Annotated in this window: 24 protein-coding genes; 13 read left to right on the forward strand and 11 right to left on the reverse strand. The window is 59.8% G+C overall.

Going from position 1 to position 23,062, the window contains the following annotated elements; genetic code table 11:
- Positions 1–16: 16 nt before the first annotated feature.
- Positions 17–1,405 carry a sigma-54-dependent transcriptional regulator gene (locus tag NZ453_RS02300; protein ID WP_263768688.1) on the reverse strand — a complete coding sequence of 463 codons (1,389 nt, stop codon included), beginning with the start codon at positions 1,403–1,405 and terminating at the stop codon, positions 17–19.
- A 7-nt stretch (positions 1,406–1,412) separates the two neighbouring features.
- On the reverse strand, positions 1,413–2,606 hold the full coding sequence (locus NZ453_RS02305; RefSeq protein WP_263768689.1) for a sensor histidine kinase: 1,194 nt from the start codon (positions 2,604–2,606) through the stop codon (positions 1,413–1,415).
- 103 nt (positions 2,607–2,709) lie between these two features.
- Here NZ453_RS02305 and fliF point away from each other — a divergent pair, with 103 nt between their 5' ends.
- The 13 genes from fliF (at position 2,710) to fliR (ending at position 13,554) form a co-directional block, all read left to right on the forward strand.
- On the forward strand, positions 2,710–4,428 hold the full coding sequence (fliF, locus tag NZ453_RS02310) for a flagellar basal-body MS-ring/collar protein FliF (RefSeq protein ID WP_263768690.1): 1,719 nt from the start codon (positions 2,710–2,712) through the stop codon (positions 4,426–4,428).
- Complete coding sequence (gene fliG, locus NZ453_RS02315) at positions 4,418–5,416, forward strand: flagellar motor switch protein FliG (protein ID WP_263768692.1); 999 nt, start codon at positions 4,418–4,420, stop codon at positions 5,414–5,416. The genes fliF and fliG overlap by 11 nt, the downstream gene beginning before the upstream one ends.
- 10 nt (positions 5,417–5,426) lie before the next feature.
- A complete protein-coding gene (locus tag NZ453_RS02320) occupies positions 5,427–6,119 on the forward strand; it encodes a flagellar assembly protein FliH (protein ID WP_263768694.1) in 693 nt (230 codons plus the stop codon).
- The gene (fliI, locus tag NZ453_RS02325; protein ID WP_420851583.1) at positions 6,116–7,534 is read left to right on the forward strand and encodes a flagellar protein export ATPase FliI; all 1,419 of its coding nucleotides are present in this window, start codon (positions 6,116–6,118) and stop codon (positions 7,532–7,534) included. The genes NZ453_RS02320 and fliI overlap by 4 nt, the downstream gene beginning before the upstream one ends.
- 2 nt (positions 7,535–7,536) lie before the next feature.
- Positions 7,537–7,977 (forward strand): flagellar export protein FliJ, encoded by a 441-nt coding sequence (gene fliJ / locus NZ453_RS02330; RefSeq protein WP_263768696.1) that lies wholly within the window; start codon positions 7,537–7,539, stop codon positions 7,975–7,977.
- A gap of 90 nt (positions 7,978–8,067) precedes the next feature.
- Entirely contained in the window at positions 8,068–9,147 is a 1,080-nt protein-coding gene (locus tag NZ453_RS02335) for a flagellar hook-length control protein FliK (RefSeq protein ID WP_263768697.1), read from the forward strand.
- Positions 9,148–9,214: 67 nt separating this feature from the next.
- Positions 9,215–9,766 carry a flagellar basal body-associated FliL family protein gene (locus tag NZ453_RS02340; protein WP_263768699.1) on the forward strand — a complete coding sequence of 184 codons (552 nt, stop codon included), beginning with the start codon at positions 9,215–9,217 and terminating at the stop codon, positions 9,764–9,766.
- Between the two features lie 7 nt (positions 9,767–9,773).
- On the forward strand, positions 9,774–10,772 hold the full coding sequence (fliM, locus tag NZ453_RS02345) for a flagellar motor switch protein FliM (RefSeq protein ID WP_263768700.1): 999 nt from the start codon (positions 9,774–9,776) through the stop codon (positions 10,770–10,772).
- 5 nt (positions 10,773–10,777) lie between these two features.
- Positions 10,778–11,200: a flagellar motor switch protein FliN gene (fliN, locus tag NZ453_RS02350; protein WP_263768701.1), complete on the forward strand. Its 423-nt coding sequence runs from the start codon at positions 10,778–10,780 to the stop codon at positions 11,198–11,200.
- Between the two features lie 120 nt (positions 11,201–11,320).
- Positions 11,321–11,767 carry a flagellar biosynthetic protein FliO gene (gene fliO / locus NZ453_RS02355; RefSeq protein WP_263768702.1) on the forward strand — a complete coding sequence of 149 codons (447 nt, stop codon included), beginning with the start codon at positions 11,321–11,323 and terminating at the stop codon, positions 11,765–11,767.
- Positions 11,754–12,506, forward strand: a complete 753-nt coding sequence (fliP, locus tag NZ453_RS02360) for a flagellar type III secretion system pore protein FliP (RefSeq protein WP_263768703.1) — start codon at positions 11,754–11,756, stop codon at positions 12,504–12,506. The genes fliO and fliP overlap by 14 nt, the downstream gene beginning before the upstream one ends.
- Entirely contained in the window at positions 12,503–12,772 is a 270-nt protein-coding gene (gene fliQ, locus NZ453_RS02365) for a flagellar biosynthesis protein FliQ (protein WP_263768704.1), read from the forward strand. The genes fliP and fliQ overlap by 4 nt, the downstream gene beginning before the upstream one ends.
- A gap of 5 nt (positions 12,773–12,777) precedes the next feature.
- Positions 12,778–13,554: a flagellar biosynthetic protein FliR gene (gene fliR / locus NZ453_RS02370; RefSeq protein WP_263768706.1), complete on the forward strand. Its 777-nt coding sequence runs from the start codon at positions 12,778–12,780 to the stop codon at positions 13,552–13,554.
- Between the two features lie 7 nt (positions 13,555–13,561).
- Here fliR and NZ453_RS02375 read toward each other — a convergent pair whose 3' ends face one another.
- The 9 genes from NZ453_RS02375 to flgE form a co-directional block, all read right to left on the reverse strand.
- Positions 13,562–14,080: a hypothetical protein gene (locus NZ453_RS02375; RefSeq protein WP_263768707.1), complete on the reverse strand. Its 519-nt coding sequence runs from the start codon at positions 14,078–14,080 to the stop codon at positions 13,562–13,564.
- On the reverse strand, positions 14,080–15,285 hold the full coding sequence (flgL, locus tag NZ453_RS02380; protein WP_263768708.1) for a flagellar hook-associated protein FlgL: 1,206 nt from the start codon (positions 15,283–15,285) through the stop codon (positions 14,080–14,082). The genes NZ453_RS02375 and flgL overlap by 1 nt, the downstream gene beginning before the upstream one ends.
- A gap of 9 nt (positions 15,286–15,294) precedes the next feature.
- Entirely contained in the window at positions 15,295–17,310 is a 2,016-nt protein-coding gene (gene flgK / locus NZ453_RS02385) for a flagellar hook-associated protein FlgK (RefSeq protein WP_263768709.1), read from the reverse strand.
- Positions 17,311–17,389: 79 nt separating this feature from the next.
- Entirely contained in the window at positions 17,390–18,358 is a 969-nt protein-coding gene (gene flgJ, locus NZ453_RS02390; protein WP_263768710.1) for a flagellar assembly peptidoglycan hydrolase FlgJ, read from the reverse strand.
- 32 nt (positions 18,359–18,390) lie between these two features.
- Positions 18,391–19,506, reverse strand: a complete 1,116-nt coding sequence (locus NZ453_RS02395; protein WP_263768711.1) for a flagellar basal body P-ring protein FlgI — start codon at positions 19,504–19,506, stop codon at positions 18,391–18,393.
- A gap of 28 nt (positions 19,507–19,534) precedes the next feature.
- The gene (locus NZ453_RS02400; RefSeq protein WP_263768712.1) at positions 19,535–20,197 is read right to left on the reverse strand and encodes a flagellar basal body L-ring protein FlgH; all 663 of its coding nucleotides are present in this window, start codon (positions 20,195–20,197) and stop codon (positions 19,535–19,537) included.
- A gap of 9 nt (positions 20,198–20,206) precedes the next feature.
- The gene (gene flgG / locus NZ453_RS02405) at positions 20,207–20,989 is read right to left on the reverse strand and encodes a flagellar basal-body rod protein FlgG (RefSeq protein WP_263768713.1); all 783 of its coding nucleotides are present in this window, start codon (positions 20,987–20,989) and stop codon (positions 20,207–20,209) included.
- Between the two features lie 26 nt (positions 20,990–21,015).
- Positions 21,016–21,756 (reverse strand): flagellar basal body rod protein FlgF, encoded by a 741-nt coding sequence (locus NZ453_RS02410; protein ID WP_263768714.1) that lies wholly within the window; start codon positions 21,754–21,756, stop codon positions 21,016–21,018.
- A gap of 46 nt (positions 21,757–21,802) precedes the next feature.
- The gene (flgE, locus tag NZ453_RS02415) at positions 21,803–23,056 is read right to left on the reverse strand and encodes a flagellar hook protein FlgE (protein ID WP_263768715.1); all 1,254 of its coding nucleotides are present in this window, start codon (positions 23,054–23,056) and stop codon (positions 21,803–21,805) included.
- Positions 23,057–23,062: the final 6 nt, after the last annotated feature.

Raw genomic sequence — 23,062 nt, forward strand, 5'->3', positions numbered from 1 at the left:
CGAGTGCACGGTAACCTCATTCATTGAGGAATCCCGCCTCCCGATACTGTTTGAGTTTGTGCCGCAAAGTTCGTTCCGACATTCCGAGACGCTCGCCGGCCAATTTGCGCGATCCCCCAACGGAAGCCAGGGTTTCAAGAATGTGTTCGCGCTCAAGATCGCGCATGTTATTCGTTTTCGCTTGTTCGGCGGCCGGTACGGCAGGAGCAGCGAAGGCGGCATAAGGATTCGCTGAGCTGGGCGCTGCCGCAATCTCCACCGATGGACGAGAGATCGTCACCGGCGCCAAGTGCAATGCCTCCGCTTCCACGACGTCGTCGGTCGCGAAGATGACGGCCCGCTGCATCACGTTCTCCAGCTCGCGCACGTTCCCAGGCCAAGTGTGGCGTCGCAGTGCTTCCTCCGCGGACGGTGCCAGCCGCAGACCGGTCCGCCCTGAGCGTCCGCCGTGGTCGACCAGGAAGTGCGTGGCCAGCGGGACGATGTCGTCCGGCCGCTGCCGCAACGCCGGAATCAAGAGCGGGAAAACGTTCAGCCGGTAATAAACGTCTTCGCGCAAGACGCCCTTCGCCACGGCTTCGGCCATATCGCGGTTCGACGTGGCGATCAGGCGGATGTCGAGGGCAACGGGCTTTTTGCCGCCCACACGTTCGACCTCACGTTCCTGCAGCACGCGAAGCAGCTTGGCTTGCAGGCCGAGCGGCATTTCGGTGACTTCGTCGAGCAACAGGGTGCCGTTCTGCGCCTGTTCGAATTTCCCCGCCTGCGCCTGTTGCGCGCCGGTGAAAGCCCCTTTCTCGTAACCGAACAACGTCGCTTCCAGCAAACTGTCCGGAATGGCTGCACAGTTAATGGCGACGAAAGGCCCCTCGCGCCGCGCCGAGTGGTTGTGGATGTAGCGGGCCACCACTTCCTTGCCAACGCCGCTTTCGCCAGTAAGCAGAACGGTCGTATCCGTCTGCGCCACTCGGGCGGCAAGGGCGAAAAGGTTACGGCTGGCCGGGTCGCTGGCGACGATCCGGTCGTCGTCCAGCGATTCAGGCAGGCGGTAACGTTTGACGTGCTGCAACAGCGCCTGGGGCTCGAAGGGCTTTAGCAGGAAGTCGCAAGCGCCTGAACGCATCGCTTCGACGGCCCGGTCCACATCGGCGTACGCGGTCATCAGCACAACCGGCAGATGGGCGTAGCGGGTACGGATCTCCTTGAGCAGCGTGATCCCGTCCATCGGCATCATGCGCACGTCGCTGACGACAAGGCAGACCGGCTGACCGTCCAGCAAGCGAAGCGCCTCCTCGCCGCCGGGCGCCGATACGACCGTCTGGCCAGCGAGTTCGAGCGTGTCGCAGACTGCCTCCCGCAAGTTAGGGTCGTCCTCGACCACTAATACCGGTAATCGTTGAGCCATCGCACTCTCATTGTTCAGTCTGTAGATCCCTCGCCCCTGCCGGAAGCCGCATGACGAATTCCGAACCTTGGCCAAGCGTCGAGGCCACCTCGATCGTCCCGCCATGGGCCCGCGCCACACCGAGGGCAATTGCCAAACCAAGCCCCGTGCCCTGACCGCGCGTCGTGAAAAACGGCTCGAATATCCGACTGAGCGTTTCCGGGGCGATTCCCATTCCCGTGTCGCGGACGGTGATTATGACCTGCCGCTCCCCGATATCCGCCCGCAAGTCGATCTCGCCGGCATTCCCCTGCGAACTCTCACAGGCCTGCAACGCATTCTCGAGCAAGCTCACCAAGGCGCCGCCGAGGGCTTTCCGACTGCCCATGATTATAGAATCACCGACCTGTGCCTCGACGTTGAAACGAACTCCCTTCGCCTGGCACAACGGCATAATCGTCTGTGCGGCCTCGCCAATCAGCACCGTCACCGGGATGGCGTCACGCCCGATACTCTCGCCACGGGTAAACAGCAACACGTCCTGGATCAGGCGTTCCAGCCGCTTCAATTGTTCGGTCGCTTTGCCTGCAAACCGCGCCCTCGCCGCCTCGGAAAGCTCGGGCTGCGCCAAGTTCGCACTGTAGAGCAACGCGGTGGCCAACGGCGTACGCAACTGGTGCGCAAGCGATGCGGCCATCTCGCCCATTGCGGCAAGGCGCTGATTGCGCTCGAGATTGGCCTTCAACTCGTGCGCAATCGTGATGTCGTGGATCAACAGGAGGCGGCCGCCAGCCGAGTCGAGCGCCGTTTCGGCGATGGAGAAGCGGCGCGCGCCCAATTGCCATTCACCCGGGGAATCCGTGGCCTGCAGGCGGTTCTGGGCCGCCGTTTTCCAGTCCCCGCCGACGATTGATTCACCGAGCATCTGCCTTGCCGCTGGATTGGCTTCGCTGATCCGCGACGAACTGTCGACAACAACGACCCCGGCCGGCAGCGCATTTAGCAGCAGCGACAACCGCTCCGAGAGGGCTTCCTTCTCCTGGTATTGACGTCGAAGCTCGCCGTTGGCGACGGCCAGCTCGGCGGTCAAAGACTCGACGCGCGCCTGGAGCGCTTCGTAGGCCTGCGTCAGTTCGAGGGAAACCTGATTGAATACGTCGAAGGCGCGTTGGAGTTCCTGCGCTTTCGCTTCGGTCGCCGGTGCCGGCTCGGCCTCGCCCATTCCGTGGAAAATCCCGTGCAATAAACAGATACAATAGTAGAATAATTCTCAGGAATTATCGCTTTTCGCTTGATTAATCTCAGAGTTACCCCGTTCCCCAAGCATGGCTGCAACCGGAACCCAAGCAACAACTGATCTCCCGAATGCAGACAATCCGATCGGCCGTCTGCAGTCGGCGCTTGGGCGGCTAACCAACCAGCAAAAGATTCTGCTGGCCGTTGCCTTCGCGGCGGTCATCGCGCTCATCGTCGCGACCAGCACCTGGATCAAGCAGTCCGACTTCAAGATTCTCTTCTCGAACATCTCCGAGCGGGACGGCGGCGCGATCATCGCCGCCCTCGATCAGATGAACGTACCGTACAAGTTCAGCGAAAGCGGCGGCGCCATCCTGATTCCCTCGGGCCGTGTCAATGAAGTCCGCCTGCGGCTCGCGACGCAAGGTCTTCCGAAAGGAGGCGGCGTCGGCTTTGAATTGATGGAAAACCAGAAGTTCGGCATCAGTCAGTTTGCCGAGCAGATCAACTACCAGCGCGGCCTCGAAGGCGAACTCGCGCGCACGATCCAGTCGATTGGTGCCGTACAGGCCGCTCGTGTGCACCTTGCCATCCCCAAACCGACGGTTTTCGTGCGCGAGGAGATGAAGCCGTCGGCCTCGGTCCTGCTCAATCTCTACGCAGGACGCACACTCGATCCGGCACAGATCGCCGGCATTCAGAACCTTGTTGCTGCCAGCGTCCCCAATCTCGCGGCAAGTAGCGTCACCCTGCTCGACCAGACGGGAACGATGCTTTCCCATCTGAAGAGCAAGTTGATGGAGGCCGGGCTTGATCCCACACAGGTCAAATACGTGCAGGAAATCGAAGCCGGCGCCATCAAGCGCGTGGAGGACATCCTCTCGCCGATCCTGGGTCGCGGAAACGTACGCGTGCAGGTGGCCGCTGACGTCGATTTCTCTCAAAGCGAGCAGACAGCGGAAACGCATCGGCCGAACACGACGCCGCCGGACATCAGCATCCGCAGCCAGCAGACGAGCGAATCGGCAAGCACCACGCCTTCTGCGCAGGGGGTCCCTGGCGCGTTGAGCAACCAGCCTCCCGTCCCGGCGACCGCTCCGCTGACGCAACCACCGGTGGCCGGCACACCGGCCGGCGCGGCGGGTACACAAGCGCCGGTACCAGGGCAGATCAACGCCGCGGGCGTACAGGCGCCGATCACGAACGTCGGACAACCCATCAATACGCGCAAAGACTCGACGATCAACTACGAGGTCGACCGCACCATTCGCCACACGAAGCAATCGGTAGGGACGGTCAAACGTCTTTCGGCGGCGGTGGTAGTCAATCATCGCCGTGACGCCAAGGGTGCGATGAAGGCGCTCAGCGATACCGAATTGAAGCAGATCAACGACCTCGTCAAAGAGGCACTCGGTTTTAGTCAGGAGCGAGGAGATTCCGTATCGGTCGCCAACGCGCCGTTCACTGCGGTCGAAACCAGCGAGTTCCAGATTCCTTTGTGGAAGGACCCGCAGGTGTTTGCGCTGATCAAGGATGTCCTTACCTATGCGGCGATCGCGGCGATCGGCTTCTACCTCGTGTTCAAAGTCATCATGCCGCTCATGAAGACGATAATGCAGCCGCCACCTGCGGCAAGCAGCAGGCATCTCGGCGGGGCTGTAGACATCGTCGACGAGGAAGAGGAACGCGGGCCGACTGCCGCAGAAGCGCTCGAAAAGAAACTCGAGCAAGCACGCGACCTTGCGCAGCAGGACCCGAAGGTCGTAGCCAACATCATCAAGGACTGGACAGGCGCGAATGCCGGCTGACGATGGCATTGAAAAGAGTGCGATTCTGTTGATCGCGCTCGGCGAAGACTACGCTTCGGAAGTCCTCAAGCACCTTGGGCCGAAAGAAGTGCAGAAGCTCGGCCACGCCATGGCGGCGATGAAAACGGTTCCGCGCAGCAAGGTCGAGGCCGTGCTTGGCGACTTCCAAAAGACGGCCACCGAATCGGCGGCGGTGCACGTCGATACCGAAGCCTATGTCCGTTCAGTCCTCATCAAGGCACTCGGCGATGACAAGGCGGCCAACCTCATCTCGCGAATTCTGCAGGGAGGGGATACCAACGGCATCGAAGGATTGAAGTGGCTCGACGCCCCGACGGTCGCCGACCTCATCCGCAACGAACATCCGCAAATCATCGCCACGATCCTAGTTCATTTGGAAAAGGACCACGCGAGCGACATCCTCAACCACTTCACCGAACGCTTGCGCAACGACGTGGTGTTGCGCATCGCCACACTTGAAGGCATCCAGCCCGAGGCGCTCAAGGAACTGAACGACGTCATGCTGCGCCTGCTGTCGGGTTCGTCGAACATCAAGAAATCGGCGATGGGCGGCGTGCGCGCCGTGGCAGAGATACTCAACTTCATGGGCACGGCGAACGAAACAACCGTCGTCGACTCGATCCGCGAGTACGACCCCGACCTCGCGCAGAAGATTCTCGACGAGATGTTCGTTTTCGAGAACCTCCTTGACCTCGATGACCGTGCGATCCAGCTCCTCTTGCGCGAAATCCAGTCCGACTCGTTGATCCTGGCCATGAAGGGCGCCTCCGAGCCGTTGCGCGAGAAAATCTTCAAGAACATGTCGCAGCGCGCTGCCGAAATGCTGCGCGAAGACCTAGAGTCCCGCGGCCCGGTGCGCGTCTCCGAAGTCGAGAACGAACAAAAGGAAATCCTCAAGATCGTCAGGCGCCTTGCCGACGAAGGCCAGATCGTGCTCGGCAACGCCGCCGGCGACGAAATGATCTAGTGCGCTCGCTATGACGGGCTTCATCCCCAAGGAAAAGCTCACTGCCTATCAGCGGTGGGAACTCGCGGCATTCGACGAGGAAGAAAAGGCGGCAAAAGCCAAGGCGGCTCAAGCGGCTGGCTCCCCTGCGCCGGAACAGGCTGCAGAAAACGCATCCGACGAACCTCCAGTCATTCTACCGACCGCTGAGGACGTCGAGCGCATCCATAACGAAGCCCATGAGCAGGGCTACACCGCCGGCTACGAAGAGGGACTGGCCGCAGCGCGCGCGGTGGGGGAGCAGATCAACGCGCTGATGGCGGGTCTGCAGCAGGCCATCAAAGAACTCGACCAGGGTGTTGCCGATCACTTGCTTGCCATGGGAATCGAGATTGCCAGTCAGGTGTTGCGCCAAAGCCTGCGCGTCAAGCCGGAGCTGCTGCTCCCGGTCGTGCGCGAGGCGATCGCCGCGCTGCACCCGAACTTCGGCCACCCGACGCTGATCGTGCACCCGGACGATGCCGCGCTCATCCGCCAGCATTTGGGCGACCATCTCGCTCACAACAACTGGCGCATACTCGAAGACCCGGCAATAACGCGTGGCGGCTGCCGGGTTGAAGTCAGCTCCAGCGAAGTAGATGCCACGCTGGAGACACGTTGGCGGCGTGTCATCGAATCGATCGGGGTCAGCCAGGATTGGGTGAGCGACAAGGACAAGGCATGAGCATCCCAGCGCCGAACCCTCATTGGGACGATCTGAACGTCTTTCTGGAAGACTGCCGCAGCGCGGCCAGCATGGCCTCCCCTCTGCTCCCGACCGGCCATCTGACGCGGATCAATGGCCTGGTCATGGAGGCGGCCGGGCTCAAGCTTGCCCTCGGTAGCTCATGCCGGATCATCCCCGTGGGTGGTACACCGATCGAGGCGGAAGTCGTTGGTTTCAACGGTGAGAGACTGTTCCTGATGCCCTCCGAGGACGTATACGGCCTTTCGCCCGGCGCCAGGGTGGTCGCCCTCGAAATGCCCGCCACTCGCCCACGCGTCGGTGTTCCAGCCCCGGCGAGGCGCCGCGTCGTCGACCGCGCAAAGACGCTCCCGGTTGGAGAAGGATTGCTGGGCCGAGTCATCGACGGCGCCGGTAGACCGCTCGACCGAGGCGGTCCGGTCAATACGGATATGCTGCGTCCGCTGCAAGGTCGCCCGGTCAACCCGATGTCGCGGGCCCCGATCGATCATTCACTCGACGTCGGCATCCGCTGTATCAACGCGTTGCTCACCGTCGGTCGCGGTCAACGCATGGGGCTCTTCGCCGGCTCGGGCGTCGGGAAAAGTGTGTTGCTCGGCATGATGGCACGATATACCGAAGCGGAAGTCATCGTCGTGGGGCTGATCGGCGAGCGCGGCCGTGAGGTCAAGGAGTTCATCGAACAGATCCTTGGCGAAGAAGGCTTGCGGCGCTCGGTCGTCGTCGCCGCACCGGCGGACGTCAGCCCACTGATGCGCATGCAGGGCGCGGCTTACGCGACAACGATCGCAGAGTATTTCCGGGATCAGGGCCGGCACGTGCTGTTGATCATGGATTCGCTGACCCGCTATGCCATGGCACAGCGGGAAATTGCGCTCGCGATCGGCGAACCGCCAGTCACCCGCGGCTACCCGCCCTCGGTGTTTGCCCGCCTGCCGCAACTCGTGGAGCGGGCCGGCAATGGCGCCGACGGTGGCGGATCGATCACCGCGTTCTACACTGTACTTACCGAGGGCGATGATCAACAGGACCCGATCGCCGACGCCGCGCGTGCAATCCTTGATGGCCACATCGTCCTCTCGCGGCTTTTGGCCGACGCCGGACATTATCCGGCGATCGACATCGAACAATCGATCTCTCGTGCCATGGTCAACCTCATCACGCCGGAACACTTCGACCAGATCCGGCAATTCAAACAGCTGTATTCACGCTACCAGCGCTCGCGCGACCTGATCAGCGTCGGAGCGTATGCCGCCGGGTCGGACCCGATGCTCGATCAGGCCATCAGTTTCTACCCTTCATTTGAGCGGTTCCTGCAGCAGTCGATGGGAGAACGATCCGATTACCCGCAGAGCGTCGGGCAGCTTTATGACCTGTTTGGGGCGAGGCATTGACCATGAAGCCCTTTGCCTTGCAAACCGTTCTGGACTTGATGCAAACCCGCGCCGACGACGCGACGAAAGAACTGGCAAGGCTGATCGCCAACGAGCGGGACGCCAAGAACAAACTCCAGATGCTGCAGAATTATCGCGACGAGTACGCCGCCCGCTTCAGCGAATCGGCGAAAAACGGCCTGAGCCAGCGCGAATGGCACAATTACCAGAGCTTTCTCAATCGTCTTGACGAAGCCATCGACGCCCAGAGGAAGACCGTCGCCGCGCAGGTAAACCGGACGGCCGCCGGCCAAGTTCAATGGCAACAGCAGCGCAAGAAACTGATGGCCTTTGACACGCTTTCAGAACGCCACTTCGCACACGAAACCGCCCGCGAGTCGAAGCGCGAGCAAAAGCTGCAAGACGAAATTGCGGCCCGGAAATTCAGCGAAAAGGAATCCTAGTCGTTCCAGCGACGGCTATCTACAGCACGTCGTCGGCTCCGGCACAGACATTGCTTAAATGAGCGGGAATTCCGTTCCTAGAGAGAAGCAATGGCGATTACCGTCGTTTCCACCTTACCCCCAAGCTCGGCAACGGCTACAGCCGATGCCGTGACCGCCGACCCGGCTATCCCGGGCGACGGTTTCGCCGATTTGCTACTTGGCAAGCTAGCGCCGGCGGCTGAAGGAGCAAGTACTGCGGCAACCATCGCCGCCCTGTTGAAAGAGGGTGACAAGGTATCCTCGGACCCAACGAGCGACCTTACGCAGCCCACCGACCCGGCACTCCTGCTCGCCGCAATGGCTGCGGCGCAGCCGGCGCAAAGCGCCCCTCAAGTCCCGGTGCCTGTTGAATCGGAGGACGGCCCCGCGCTTTCGGGGCAGATTGCCGCAACCGGTGCGGGAAACACATCGAGCCCTCTGGCGCAAGAGAAAGGTGCGACCGCAACCGGCAACGAGCAAGCGACGGCAAGCCGACTCGGCGATACGGAATCGGCCCCGGCGGCGACAAGCAACCAAAGCACGGCAAAATTTGCCGTTGCAGGACAAGAGGTCGACGAGACGGCTGCCCCAAAAACCGAACGTACCGGGGAAAAAACAACCCGTGGGCCTGCCGCCGACATGTCCTCCGCAATTGCCAACGCCCCGGCGCAAGCGCATTCAGTACAGCATACCCGCGGCGAAGCGGCGCTATCGGTGCCGACCGCCGTGCGCGACGCCAATTGGAATACCGATTTCGGACAGAAAGTTGTTTGGCTTGCCAACAGCCACACGCAGTCCGCGGAACTCACCTTGAATCCACCGGACATGGGATCGATCGAGATCTCGCTCAAAGTGAGCAATGACACGGCGACGGCGACCTTCTCCTCTCCGCACTCCGAGGTTCGGGAAGCGATCGAAACGGCCTTGCCAAGGCTACGGGAAATGTTCGCCAGCGCCGGTATCGAACTCGGCCAGACGAATGTGAGTGCAGAATCGTTCAGACAGGCCACAGGGCAAGGCTTCGAAGAGAACGGCGCATCCCACGCTCGCGGCGATAACGCTATACTTGTACCCGATTCAGGTGGGCGCGAGGCCTCCGGCAGAGTGGCCGTCCGGCAGTCTATCGGGCTCGTCGACACGTTCGTCTGACCCACGCGGAAGCGGTGAATAGCGATCTCCGCCTGGTTTCTTAGATTCGATCATTGAGGTCCCGAAGATGGCCAAGGAAGCCAAGCCGGAGGCAAGCGCTGCAGAAGCACCTCCGCCAAGAAGAAGCAAAAAGCTGATCATCATTATTGCGGCTGTGCTGGCGATCGTGCTCTTGATCGCCGCCGCCGGAGCGTTCTTTTTGATGAGAAGCCACAGCAGCGAGGACGGAGAGGACACCGAAGTCGCGACCGAACAAGCGCCGAACAAGAACGGAAAAACCAAGGGGGCAAAGGAAAGCGCGCCTACGTACGTCCCGCTCGAAGCCTTTACCGTCAACCTGGTCCCGGAAAGCGGCGAACAGTTTGTACAGCTCGTCTTTTCGGTTGAAGTGTCCGACGCCCAAACAGCCGACAAGCTGAAAACTTTCGGCCCCAAAGTCCGCAACAATGTGATGATGCTGTTGTCCGGCAAGAAGGCGTCCGAACTGCTCACCAAGGAAGGTAAGGAAGCGCTCGCGAACGAGATTCGCGATCAGATCAACTCGATCATCGCTCCTGGAGCCAAGGCGGCCGATGGGCCGGTCCGGGAAGTGCTGTTTACGTCATTTATCATCCAGTAAAGAGCTCATGGCCACCGATTTTCTTTCCCAGGACGAAGTCGACGCACTGCTCAAGGGCGTCACTGGGGAATCCGACGAACCGGAAGCTGCGGAGGACGCCGAAGGCAGTATCCGCAGCTATAACCTGGGAACCCAGGAACGGATCGTCCGTGGCCGCATGCCGACGCTCGAACTCATCAACGAGCGGTTCGCGCGCTACCTGCGTATCGGTTTGTTCAACTACATGCACCGTACGACCGAGATTTCGGTCGGTCCGATCCGGGTGCAGAAATACAGCGAATTCATCCGCAACCTCGTCGTCCCGACCAACCTCAACCTCGTTTCGGCCAAACCGTTGCGCGGAACGTCGCTCTTCGTATTCGATCCCAACCTGGTGTTCCTCGTCGTCGACAACATGTTCGGTGGCGACGGACGCTTCCACACGCGGGTCGAGGGTCGGGACTTCACGGGTACCGAACAGCGAATCATTCGCGGCCTGCTCAACGTCGTTTTCACCGAGTACGCGCGTTCGTGGAAGCCGGTCTATGCGATTTCGTTCGAGTACATCCGATCGGAGATGAACTCGCAGTTCGCCAACATCGCTACCCCGTCGGAGATCGTCATTTCCACAACGTTCTCGCTCGAGTTCGGCGGCACGGCGGCGGACATGCATATCTGCTTCCCGTATTCGATGGTCGAACCGATCCGGGATCTGCTCTACAGCTCGATGCAAAGCGATCAGCTGTCGACGGACCAGCGCTGGATATTGATGTTGCGCAAACAGCTCAAGGATGCCGAAATCGAAATTGCCGCCGACCTCGGTACGGCCACGGTCTCGTTGCGGCAGATTCTCGAGATGCGCACCGGAGACATCATCCCGATCAATATTCCGGACAAGATCATTGCCTGTGTCGACGGTATTCCATTATGCGAATGCGCTTATGGGCAGCAGAACGGCCAATACGCATTGAAGATCGAGAAATTCGTTACTCAGGACCCCGCTGACGGTGTCCTGCCAAGGAGTTAAAACACATGGCCACCGAAGCCGATAACCACCCGCCGCCAGACTCCGAGCAAGGGATCGAGGATGATTGGGCCGCCGCGATGGCGGAGCAAACGCTGGCCGACGCCTCCGCGCAGCCGGCCCAGATATTCCCGTCGTTCGGCGAAGCCGACGGCAAAGCATCGATGATGAACGAACTCGACATGATCCTGGACATCCCGGTCCAGATTGCCGTCGAGTTGGGCCGAACGAAGATCACGATCAAGAATCTTCTCCAGTTGGCCCACGGGTCGGTCGTTGAACTCGACGCCATGGCCGGCGAGCCGATGAGCGTCTATGTCAACGGAACGCTCATCGCCCAAGGCGAGGTGGTCGTCGTCAACGACAAGTTCGGTATCCGGCTCACGGATATCATCACGCCTTCCGAACGTATGCGGAAAATAGGACGCTGACGCTCGACCTCCATACGGCCGTGCGTCGGCGGCACGCTCTCCATTCTTCGCAGATTTCCTCCGGTCGCCTGCATCGATTAAGATAGCGGGCATTCCGCATTCGCGCATCGGGGCGTTTAATTGACCAAGCCATTCCACCGCTTTGCCGCCGCGACGTTCGCCGCGGGGAGCCTGGCTCTCGCCCCGTGGCAAGTTTTCGCTCAATCCGCTGCCGTTCCCGAAACCCCGGGGGTTCCTGGTAGCGCCATGGTGCAGATGCTTCTCGCCCTCGCCTTGATCATCGGCTTGCTGTTCCTCGGGGCCTTCTTCCTGCGCCGCATGAACGGCGGACAAAGCTTCGGCAATGCGGGACCGTTGCGCGTTGTCGGAAGGCTCATGCTTAGTCCGCGAGAGCGCATCGTTTTGCTTGAGGTCGAAGAAACCTGGGTCGTCGTCGGGATTGTTCCCGGCCAAATCAAGACACTGCTTACTCTGCCGAAGGGCGAGCTGCCGGCCGCGGGAACGGCTGACAATCGCTTTGGCCACTGGCTCAAGCAGATGACCGAACGTCATCATGGCCAAGCGTAAACAACTCGGCTGGCTGGCGCTGATCGCACTCGCGCTTCCGTTGCTGGCTTTCGCGCAGACAGGCGGCCTGCCCGGCTGGACCAGCACGCCTGGGCCTGGGGGCAGTCAAACGTACACGCTCTCGGTACAGACGCTGATCACCCTGACGGCGCTGACATTCATCCCCGCCGCGCTGCTGATGATGACGAGTTTCACTCGCATCATCATTGTTCTTTCGCTGCTTCGCCATGCGCTCGGCACTCAGACCTCGCCGCCGAACCAGGTGCTGGTCGGCCTGTCGCTGTTCCTCACTTTTTTTGTCATGTCGCCGGTGTTCGAAAAAATCTACACGGACGCCTACCAGCCGCTGTCAGAAAACCGCATCACCTTTACGCAAGCTGTCGAACGGGGTTTCGTCCCTCTCCGCGCCTTTATGTTGAAACAGACGCGCGAAACAGACATCGGGCTGTTTGCCCGGCTGAGCAAGACTGCGCGCATGGAAACGCCGGATGACGTGCCGATGCGCGTCCTGATTCCCGCGTTCGTCACGAGCGAACTAAAGACGGCATTCCAGATCGGCTTCATCATCTTCATACCGTTCCTGATCATCGACATGGTGGTCGCAAGCGTGCTGATGTCGATGGGGATGATGATGATGTCGCCCGTCATGGTGTCATTGCCGTTCAAGCTGATGCTGTTCGTTCTGGTCGACGGCTGGAACCTGATGCTCGGCTCCCTCGTCATGAGTTTCGCCACATGACGCCCGAAACCGTGATGTATCTCGGCCGGCAGGCGATCGAGGTCGCGTTGATGCTCTCGGGACCGCTGCTGCTTTCGGCACTGGTGATCGGCCTGATCGTCAGCATCTTCCAGGCGGCAACTCAACTCAACGAAGCCACGCTTTCGTTCATCCCCAAACTGGTCGGCACCTTTCTCGTTTTGATTCTCGCGGGGCCATGGATGATCAACATGGTCGTCGACTACATTCGCCAGCTTTTCGAGAGAATCCCGCAGCTGATCGGCTGATCGAGATGATCACGTTCACTTCGGCCGAACTGAACGCCCTGATCGCCGCGTTCGTTTTCCCCCTCGCACGCACGTTGTCGTTGCTTGTCGCCGCACCGCCCTTCAACAACGCTGGTCTGACCGGCCGCACCCGACTCATTCTCGGGCTGGCAATCACCTTTGCAATCGCCCCGGGTATCGACCAGGTGCCGGCCATCGAGCCGGCATCGGCAATGGGCCTGCTGATCATGGCGGAACAGATGCTGATCGGGTTCGCGATGGGTTTCTCGATGCGCCTTATTTTCAGCGCGGTGGATCTGGCCGGGAATATCTTCAGCACTCAGATGGGCCTCGGTTTCGCGACCAGCTACGACCCGATGTCGACCTCGCAAACCCCGGTGGTTTCTGAATTGATCGGCTTTCTGGCCCTGCTCCTCTTTCTGTCGATCGACGGGCATCTCATGGTGTTGTCGACATTGGCCGAAAGCTTCAATGTGTTGCCGATCGGAGCCCTGCCGAAAAGCACTTCGTGGGGAAATATCGCGAACGCCGTAGCGATCGTATTCTCTGCGGGCTTGCTACTCGTACTGCCGATCATCGTCGCGCTACTGATCACCAACGTCGCGCTCGGCGTGCTCGGACGCGTCTCGCCGCAGCTCAACCTGATCGTGATTGGCTTTCCGGTGACAATTGCGCTGGGGTTCGCCGCGCTCTACGTCAGCCTGCCGTACTTGATCAATCCGTTCCTGGAGTTCTTCGAGATCGGGTTACGCTCAATGCTCGGCAACTTCGTGCTGAAGTAAGCGGTCGCTAACGTTCGCCACCGCGCACGAGTTGAATCGTGCCTTCCGAGACGCGATAAGGAAACGGCGTACTTGACTCGATACCTTCCGAGTAATCGAGCAGCTTATATCCCGTATAGCCTTTTTCTCGCTGCAATTGCAGAGCGCGCCGCTTCAGAATCTGATAGGCCTCCCCGTCGCCCCCGGTTCGGAAGTTCTTGGCACGCAGTGAGAGGTGGAACGTTTCGTTCGGGAACGCGCGCTCCTTGATCGTCCAATTCGGCGCCAACGGGTCGTAAATGATATAGAGCAACGCGCTATTGGCATTGCTGAAGACTTCGCCAGGAAGCCCGAGCGCATTCACCGGGTGCCCAAATACCACCAGGGCGCCTGCCACCCCCAGCGTTTCGCCGCTGACCGATTGGTCGGGCGTCATTTTTACGGCGGGCTTGTTGTACGCGTCCCCCGATGAATCGACCGAGGTGACCGTCGTACAAGCGGCAAGTGTGTAAGCCGCCGCAGCGGTAATCAGAGCGCTTCGCGTCATCAGATGTAGTTGAACAGACTGAGTCCCATGATCTTCGCAAAGGAACTCTGCGCTGCCTCGAGTTGCAATTGCTGCTGCGAGTACTCGGAGATGGCTGCTGCATAATCGATGTCCTGCAGATCGGACAAGGTCGATTTGTATTGAAGTTCTAGCGCATCGGAGACATTGGTCAGCGAACTCAATTCGCTGCGGCGCGAACCGATCGAGGACTGGACGGACGATACGTTCTCAAGGGCCAAGTTCAGGTTCTGCATTTCGGCATTGATGACGTTCCGTACGGCGGCTCCAGCGGTCGGATTACCGGAGATATCGGTCGAGAATGCGGTCGCCAGATTCTGGATCGTGGTGAATAGGCTTTGTTCGGTACTCGGCTGAACCGAGAAGGTATCGCCCGCGGCCGGCGTGCCGCTGATGGACAACGAGGTTCCGGGGATCGCCGTAATAGCGGCACCGGAGGTGTAGCTGTACGGACCAAGGACGGCCGATGTCGTCGTATCGGTCACCGTGAACTGCGTCGCGGTGGCGAAGGAAATCGAGTAATTGTGGCCCGTCCACGCCGTCGGGTTGGTTACCGAGCCTGCGCCGATTACCCCCGTGCCCGTGTTCGTGGTGCCGGCCGACATGGCGAAGGTGCCGTTTCCGGTCCGGATCGATTGAAAGATGTCGCGCCCCGAGTCGCTGACGGCAATTTGGCGGGACGCGCTAACCTGAAGCAGCCGTTGCCCGTCGTCACCAATGTACTGAACTCCGCCGCTGGAGAGCTTCTGAAATGGCTGGGTGCTGCCTTGGTATCCCGAAAACAGGTAATACCCGTTTGCGTCCTTGCTGTTTGCCACACCGAAGAGAAACTCGAACTGACTCTGCAGTGTTTGAGAGATGAACTCGCGTTCGCTGTCGGAGTACGACGCATTGCCTCCGGCGACCGTCTCCTCCATGACGTACTGAATGCTGTCGACAACCGATTGCAGGCGGTCTTCTTCGAGAGCCAACTGGCTCGACGCATTTGCCTGATTGTCGGAGTACTGCGCGTTGACGGCCATCGACTGTTTGGTCAGAACCACTTGCGCCGCGGCGACCGGGTCGTCTTTCGCAGACAGGAACCGCTTTCCCGATGAAAGCTGGTTTTGAATTTTGTAGAGGTTCGCCTGGCCGTCCATGATACTCGACGAACCCGAATCGTAGATCTGGCTGGTGCTGATTCGCATAACGCCCCCTTAGGCGATTTCCAGGATCGAGTCGAAAAGCTGCGATGCGATCTGCAGAATCTTCGCTCCCGCCTGGTAAGCTTGCTGGTACTGAAGCAGGTTCACCGCTTCTTCATCCAGATTGACGGCCGATACCGAATTGCGTGAATTCTGAGCGTCCTTGAGCAGCGTCGTTTGGGCCGTAAGGATCGTATCGACCTCGTTCGCCTTGTTCCCCACCGAACTCACAACTTGAGCAAACACGGTCGCATAGCTGGCGGTATTGCCGGCCATCGTCTTGCCCGTTTGCAGCTTCGATAACAGCAAGGCATTGCGGTTATCCTTCGTTCCGTTGGTGTTCTTTGAAATGGTGAACGTATCGCCATTCTGGACTGCACCGCCGATCTCGAAACTCATCCCTCCAAACGTCATTGTGGCGCCGCTCGTATAGGGCACGGTTCCCGACGCGTATGAGGTAGTCACGCCGTTGGCCGTTACGGTAACAGGATAAGACGAGAAACCGGTGAAGCCGCCCCCCGCACTGCTGTAGGTCAACGTGACCGGCGATCCCGCAGCGGGGGCCGTGTAGCCGGTCGCCACACTGCCAGCCGAAATCGTCGCCGTACCCGTATTCGATGTGCCTGCCTCTGTACGAATGGGTGCCGCCGCTGCGATGTAGCGGACATCGGAACTGATAGCGTCGTTGACGTCGATGCTCTGTGCAGTGTACCGGGTGGGCTGAATCAAGTAGCTCGAACCCGCCGCAAACGTCCCCGTGGCGGCAATCGTGAACCCCTGTGGCCCCTGGGTGCTGGCAGCAACGGCGGCGTTAAGCGCCGCTACGTTGGCGCCGGTCCACGTTACGTTGTCCGACAGGCGAGTGAGCGTAAGCGCCGTTCCATTGTAATCGAGGCGGTAGTCGCTGCCCGTCAGATCTGTGTAGAAAGCGCCATCCGCACCGTACGAGGCGTTGGAGAAACTAGCGGAAACCTGCGCCGAGCCGGTCGGATTGCTTGTGTTGGCAATGACCGTGGGCGAACCGATGTTGAAAAAGTTGGAGACGAAACCCGCATCGCCGCTGATATTCCCAAGCAGATCTTGGCCTAACGCGTGCTGGGCATTGAATGTATAAGCGAGTGAAACCGCGATCCGTCCCAGTTCGTTTGCCGCGTCATCCAGCGTCTCGGAGCGATACAGCAGCGTTCCGCCCAGAGCGCCTCCCGTAACGACCGATTCAGGGAGTTCAAGCGCCCCGGAAGCCGTCACAACGCCAACCGTCAATCTGGACGGATCCGTCGAGGAGGTCACGGCCGTCAACTTGGTTGCCTGCGTCCCGACGACGAGTTGTTGTCCATTACCGAAATAAACGTTGTAGGAGCCGTTGGTATTCGTCGTCGTCTTGACGCCGATAAGCTTGTTCACCTCGGCAATAAGCTGATCGCGCTGATCGTACAGGTCGTTCGGTTGCTGATTGTTTGCCGCCTGAGCCGAAATGATTTGCTGGTTCAGTTTGGCGATCTGATCCGCATACGAATTGATCGATCCGACATAGCTCTGGACCTGGCTGTTGATACTTTCATATTGCGCGTCGAGTTTCGAGTCGATCGTCTGAAATCGGGCGACGAGCGTTTCAGCGGCGGACACCATCGTCTGCCGGGCGGTGGTCGACGACGGGTTTGCGCTAACCGCATCAACCCCGGTAAAAAAACCGCTCAGCGCATTGGAAAGCGCGGCATCGGAATCCGAAAGCAGACTATCGAGGTTGCCGATGGCACTCGCATACGCGTCGAGCTTACTCACGGTCGACTGCGCCGAATTGACTTGGTTGGAAAGGAAGGAGCTGTAGACCCGCTCGATCGAGGTGACATGGGCCCCCTGACCGACGTATCCGGCCCCCGTCAGCGTTGCGATGTTGGCGGCCTGGAGGATGCGTTGGCGGCTGTAACCTTCAGTATTGGCGTTGGAAATGTTGTGCGACGTCGTCGCGAGCCCAAGTTGCGCGACCTGCAAGGCCGAAACGCCGACACCAAAAACTCCGGATCCCATGAAAGTTCTCCTTTTCCATCCTCTTCTACGGCATTTTTGCCGGATTATTAAGGACGGCTGAGTGTAAAGACGGAAAAAACTATCCGAACAAAGCCTGCCGTAACGCGGTCCCGTTAATGATCCGGTTCAACTTATCGGCATACATCGGGTCGGTCGCATAACCCGCTTGTTGCAGAGAACGTGCGAATTCAGCGCCGTTTTGCTGACCGACGACGCCTGCATAGCGCGAGTTTCCGCGCAGCAGGCTGGCATAGTCTTGGAATGCCTCGTAATACGAGTTGTAAGCCCGGAACTTCTCTTTGACCGCCTGGGCCACGCCATCAACGTACTCGGTGGTCATTACCTCCACAGAGGCCCCCGACCAACCGCGCCCCGCTTTGATACCGAAGATGTTGTATGTCGGCGAACCGTCCGCCTTGCGGATCTCGCTCTTGCCCCAGCCACTTTCGAGAGCCGAATGGGCGACGAGGAAGTGCGGCGGAACACCGAGTGTGTTGGCAGCTTCCACGGCATGCGGCCATACGCGGTTGACGAACTCCCGGCCACTCGCCGGTACTTCCATTGGGGCCGAGTTTCCGCGATTTCCTTCGGAAGTTGTGCCGCGATAGCGTTGTGCGCCGGTACCGGCAAAGGCCGCGGCAGAAGTTGCCGGGATATCGTGAGCGAGTATTTGCTGCAGTGTTCTCTGTGGCGTGTCGATTTGTTCCAACGGATTCTTGGTCGAACCGCCACTCGGCGAAACAAGATTGCGCCCAAGTTGCTGCTCGATCATCCGCGCGAAGCCCAGTTTTCCCTGCGAGGAAAGCGTCTGGGCCAGCTGCTGGTCGAGGATCGACGAGTAAAAGCGAGTCTGATCGCTGTCCAGCAGGCCGTCCTGCGGCGTCGCGTCGCGCATGCTCTTCATGACCATCTGCAGCAGCATGCCTTCGAATTCTCGCGCCGCTTGCTTTAGACCCGCTTGCGGGTCTTGCTTCACCTTCAGGCGCAAGTCCGCTGATGTCTTCGTATCAAGGACAAAACGATTCGCGTTAAGGGTTTCGGCTCTCATGAGCCCGAATCGAGCAAGTTCTGCGCCAGATGCTAGATGATTTCGAGATCAGCCCGCAACGCCCCTGCGGCTTTCATCGCCTGCAGAATCGAGAGCAAATCCTGAGGGTTGGCGCCAAGGGCGTTGATCGCCTTGATCACTTCCGCGAGATTCGCGCCAGCTTTTACCGGCATCAGCGCACCGCCGCCTTGCCGAATCGAGATATCCGCCTGGGTGGTGGCCACCGTCTGCCCCGCGGATAGCGGATTCGGCTGACTAACCTGCTGTTCGGCGTTCACCACCACAGAGAGCGAGCCGTGGGCGACAGCGCAGGACTCGATGGTCACCATCTGATTCATCACCACGGACCCGGTACGCGGATTGACAATGACCTTGGCCATCGACTTCGTCGGGCGAACCTCTAGGTTCTCGACGCGTCCCATGAACGCTACCCGGGCGTTCGCTTCTTCCGGTGCCTGCACGCGGACGACACGGCCGTCGATCGCTTCCGCGGTACCGCCGCCCATCTCGCGATTGATCGCCTCGACGACGCGCTGCGTCGTCCCGAAATCCGTGCTTTCCATTTCGTAATGCACGAACGGTCCCTGCCCTAGCAAGGTGGGAACTTCGCGCTCTACGGTGGCTCCGCCGACAATGCGGCCGGCGAGCAGGTGGTTGATGACCGCGCGGCTGCCACCCGCGGACGCGCCAGCGCCGCCGACCATCAGATTCCCTTGGGCCTGAGCGTACACCTGGCCATCGGCGCCCTTGAGCGGCGTCATGACCAACGTACCTCCCCGCAAGCTCTTGGCGTTGCCCATTGAAGACACGGTGACATCGATCGGCTGGCCGATGCGCGCAAACGGCGGCAGGCTGGCGGTAACCATCACAGCGGCGACGTTCTTCAACTGTAACGACTGGGTTGTCGGCAGTGTTGTGCCGAGCTGGGCCAGCATGTTGATGATGCTTTGCGTCGTGAATGGCGTCTGGGTGGTTTGGTCGCCCGTCCCATCGAGGCCAACGACGAGCCCGTACCCAACAAGCTGGTTATTGCGTATTCCCTGGACCGAAGCCAGATCCTTGATGCGCTCCGCCTGCGCGCTGCCGCTGATCAGCGGCAAACTGCAACAGGCAACGATTGCCAGGAGCTTGAAGAACTTGCCGGTCATACTCGTTTCAACCTCTTTTTCCATTGGCTCAGAATGGCAGCACCGACATGAAGAACCGCGCCAACCAACCCATGATTTGGGCTTCACTGATCGCGCCGGTTTCCTTGTATTCGATGCGTGCATCGGCAACGTTCGCCGAACTGATCGTGTTCGCCGTGCTGACGAAGTAAGGATTCACCACCCCGGACAACCGGATGTACTCGGTGCCGTGCCCGATGGAAACCTGTTTTTCGCCGGAAACGAGCAGGTTGCCGTTCGACAAGACTTCGATGACGGTCACCGTAATGTTGCCCGTAAAGATATTGTTCGCTGCCGCATCGCCTTTGCCGGCCAACGAGTTTTCGCTTTCGGCCGACAAGCCGATACCTTGCAGCGACTTTCCAGGGAGTCCGGTGATCGTTGGGATGCTGGCACTCGCGCTCGTTGCACGGCTTACATTCGTGTTCGACTTGGTGGAGGCCGAAGTGGTCTCCGCGATGATGATCGTCAGCGTGTCGCCGACGTAGCGCGCACGGCGGTCTTCGAACAGGGAGCGCGAGGTACCCGCCTGATAGATGCTGCCGCTAGCGACCGCACCCTCGCTCCGAGAGACCGGCCGTGCCGTCATCGGCTGATGGACGTTCGTTGGCGGCACCGTGTTGCACGCCGCCAACGTTACCGCCACCATCCCCAACCAGATAATCCTATTCATAAACCGCTTTCACAACTGCGTCAGGCGGCCGAGCATTGCGTCTGACGTTGAAACAACCTTCGAATTGAGCTCGTACGCGCGCTGCGTCTGGATCATGCTGACCAGTTCCTCCGCGACGTTCACGTTCGAGGTTTCCACGTAGGTCTGAAGAAGCGAGCCGGCTCCGTTCGTACCCGGAGTATTCGGCGTCGGCGCGCCGCTTGAGGCCGTTTCCAGGAACAGGTTTTCGCCGATGCTTTGCAGACCGCCGACGTTGGCAAAAGTCGTTACCTGCAGCGTTCCCACTTGGGTCGGTGCTGTCTGCCCGGCCAGCACGACGCTCACCACGCCGTCCTTGGCGATCGTCACCGAAGTCGCGTTCGACGGGATCGTGATGCTTGGTTGAACCTGATAGCCGCTTTGGGTTACCAACTGCCCCTGGTTATCCCGTTGCATCGAACCATCACGTGTATAAGCAGTCGTCCCGTCCGGCAACAACACTTGCAGGAAGCCGGAGCCATCGATCGCCACGTCGAGCTCGTTGCCCGTTTGTTGCAGCGAACCTTGCGTGTGGATGCGCGCCGTGGATACCGGCCGCACGCCGGTTCCGAGTTGAAGCCCGCTGGGCAATTGCGTCGATTGCGACGATTGCGCGCCCGGCTGGCGCAGGTTCTGGTAAAGCAGGTCTTCGAAAATTGCGCGCGAACGCTTGAAGCCGTTCGTGCTGCTGTTGGCCAGGTTGTTGGCGATCACGTCCAGGCTCGTCTGCTGCGCATCGAGGCCGGTTCGGGCAATCCAAAGGGAACGAATCATCGTCGCGTTTCCTGATATGTCGAAGACTAGCTCATCGAGAGAATTTGATTGGCTCGGGCAGCGTCGGTATCAGCCGTCTGCAGCATCTTGATTTGCATCTCGAACTGCCGGGAGAGGCTGATCAGGTTGACAAGCGAATCCACCGGATCAACGTTGCTGCCTTCAAGCGTTTCCGACGCCAGCTTGACGTTTTCATCGACGCCCGCCGGCTCGCCGTTGCGCGTCCGGAAAAGCCCGTCATCGCCGCGAACCAGTTCGTTCTCGGGTGGATTAACCAGCTTGATACGGCCCACGGCGTTCACGTTGTTCGGCGTACCGTACGCCGGAATGGCGGAAACGGTGCCGTCTGCGGCGATCGCGATCGTGTTGTCCGGTGGAATCGTGATCGGCCCACCGTCACTCAGTACGTTCAGGCCGCTTGCCGTCTGAAGGATGCCGTTAGCGTTGATCTGCAAATTCCCGGCCCGCGTATACGCTTCGCGTCCGTCGGCGCCCTCTACCGCGATCCATCCGGCGCCCTGTACCGCCACATCGAGCGGGCGGCCAGTAGCCATCATGGGCCCCTGGTCGAAAATATCGGCTACCGAAGCATCAACGGTAAACGCCCGCGTCGGCATACCCTCGCCACGGACGGGAACCGCCCGGAACTGGTGCTCCATCGCCCGATACCCGATCGTCGACGCGTTGGCGAGATTGTTCGCAATCCCGGACTGCTTGAGAAAGGCGTGCTTGGCCCCCGTCATCGCCGTGTAGATCAGTCGATCCATGCCACCTGCCCCTTGTTATCCGTTACCAACAACATGGCCCCTACGATCAACGCAGATTGACCAGTGCCTGCATGATCTGGTCCTGAGTTTTGATCGTCTGCGCGTTCGCTTGGTAGTTGCGCTGCAAGGTGATCATGTTGACGAGTTCTGAGGTCAGGTCGACGTTCGATTCCTCGATTGCCGCCGCCTGTAACGCTCCGCGCGAACCGGCCTTCGGCGCGCCGTCCATTCCGCCACCCGACGTGGAAGTCGACTGATACAGGTTGTTGCCCAAATTCAGGAGGCCGTTCGAGTTCACAAAGGTCGTCAGAACGATCTGCGCCAAGTTCTTCTTCTGGCCGTTGCTGTAGTTTCCTTGAACGATCCCATCAGCGCCGATACTGATGCTCGACAACGCGCCCTGCCCATAGCCGCCTTGATACTGAGAGTTAACCGTGCTGTCGCCGGCGAAACTCGTCGAGCCGGTAAAGTCGAGCCTCCAGTTCGGTAAGCCTGACCCGAGCGGTGTGGTAGCTCCCGTAGTTATTGCCCAAGTTGTCGGCAATGAAATAGGCATCGCTGGCGTCCCGGTCAACTGGCCACCCGTGGTGAAGTTGAGGCTACCCATCGATACCGGGTTAGCACCATCCAACGTCGCGTGGACGTCCCACTGCCCTGCCGTCGACGTTTTCACGAAGTAGTAGGTGATGTTGTGTTCGACACCCAGCGTGTCGTAAACCGTCTGCGCCGTCGAATACGTGTACGATGAAGGGTTGCTGAAATTGAACGGCGTGACTGTCGGCAGTTTGGCGTTCGAGTCGAGGTTGAGGACCATCGTCGAATCGCCCCCCACCGCCGTGCCGGTTGCGCGCGGCGCGATATTGCTGGTATCGATCTGGATTTCCGCAGGCTGCGAGGGCACGATCTGCCCGGTCGGCGTCGCGACGTACCCCATCAGGCGATAACCCTGGTCATTTTCGATATACCCCTGGTTACTCGTATGAAATTGACCGTTTCGGGTATAGGCGATGATGTTGTCGCGAGAGACCTTGAAGAATCCGTTGCCGTTGATAGCGATGTCGAGCGTGTTGTTAGTCGTTGTGATGTTGCCTTGCGTGAATTGCTGGAATACCGAGGACATCGTCGTGCCGATACCAACCTGCGATGCGCCGCTGCCACTGAGTGAAGACGCGTAAACGTCGGAAAAATGGGCTGCGGACGATTTGTAGCCGACGGTACTGCTGTTCGCAACGTTATTGCCGACCACGTCGAGCCCTTTGGACGACGCGTTGAGACCACTAAGACCTTGTTGGAATGACATTTACAG

This window comes from Propionivibrio soli, from assembly GCF_025770765.1.
In the GTDB taxonomy this organism is placed as follows: Bacteria; Pseudomonadota; Gammaproteobacteria; order Burkholderiales; family Rhodocyclaceae; genus Propionivibrio; species Propionivibrio soli.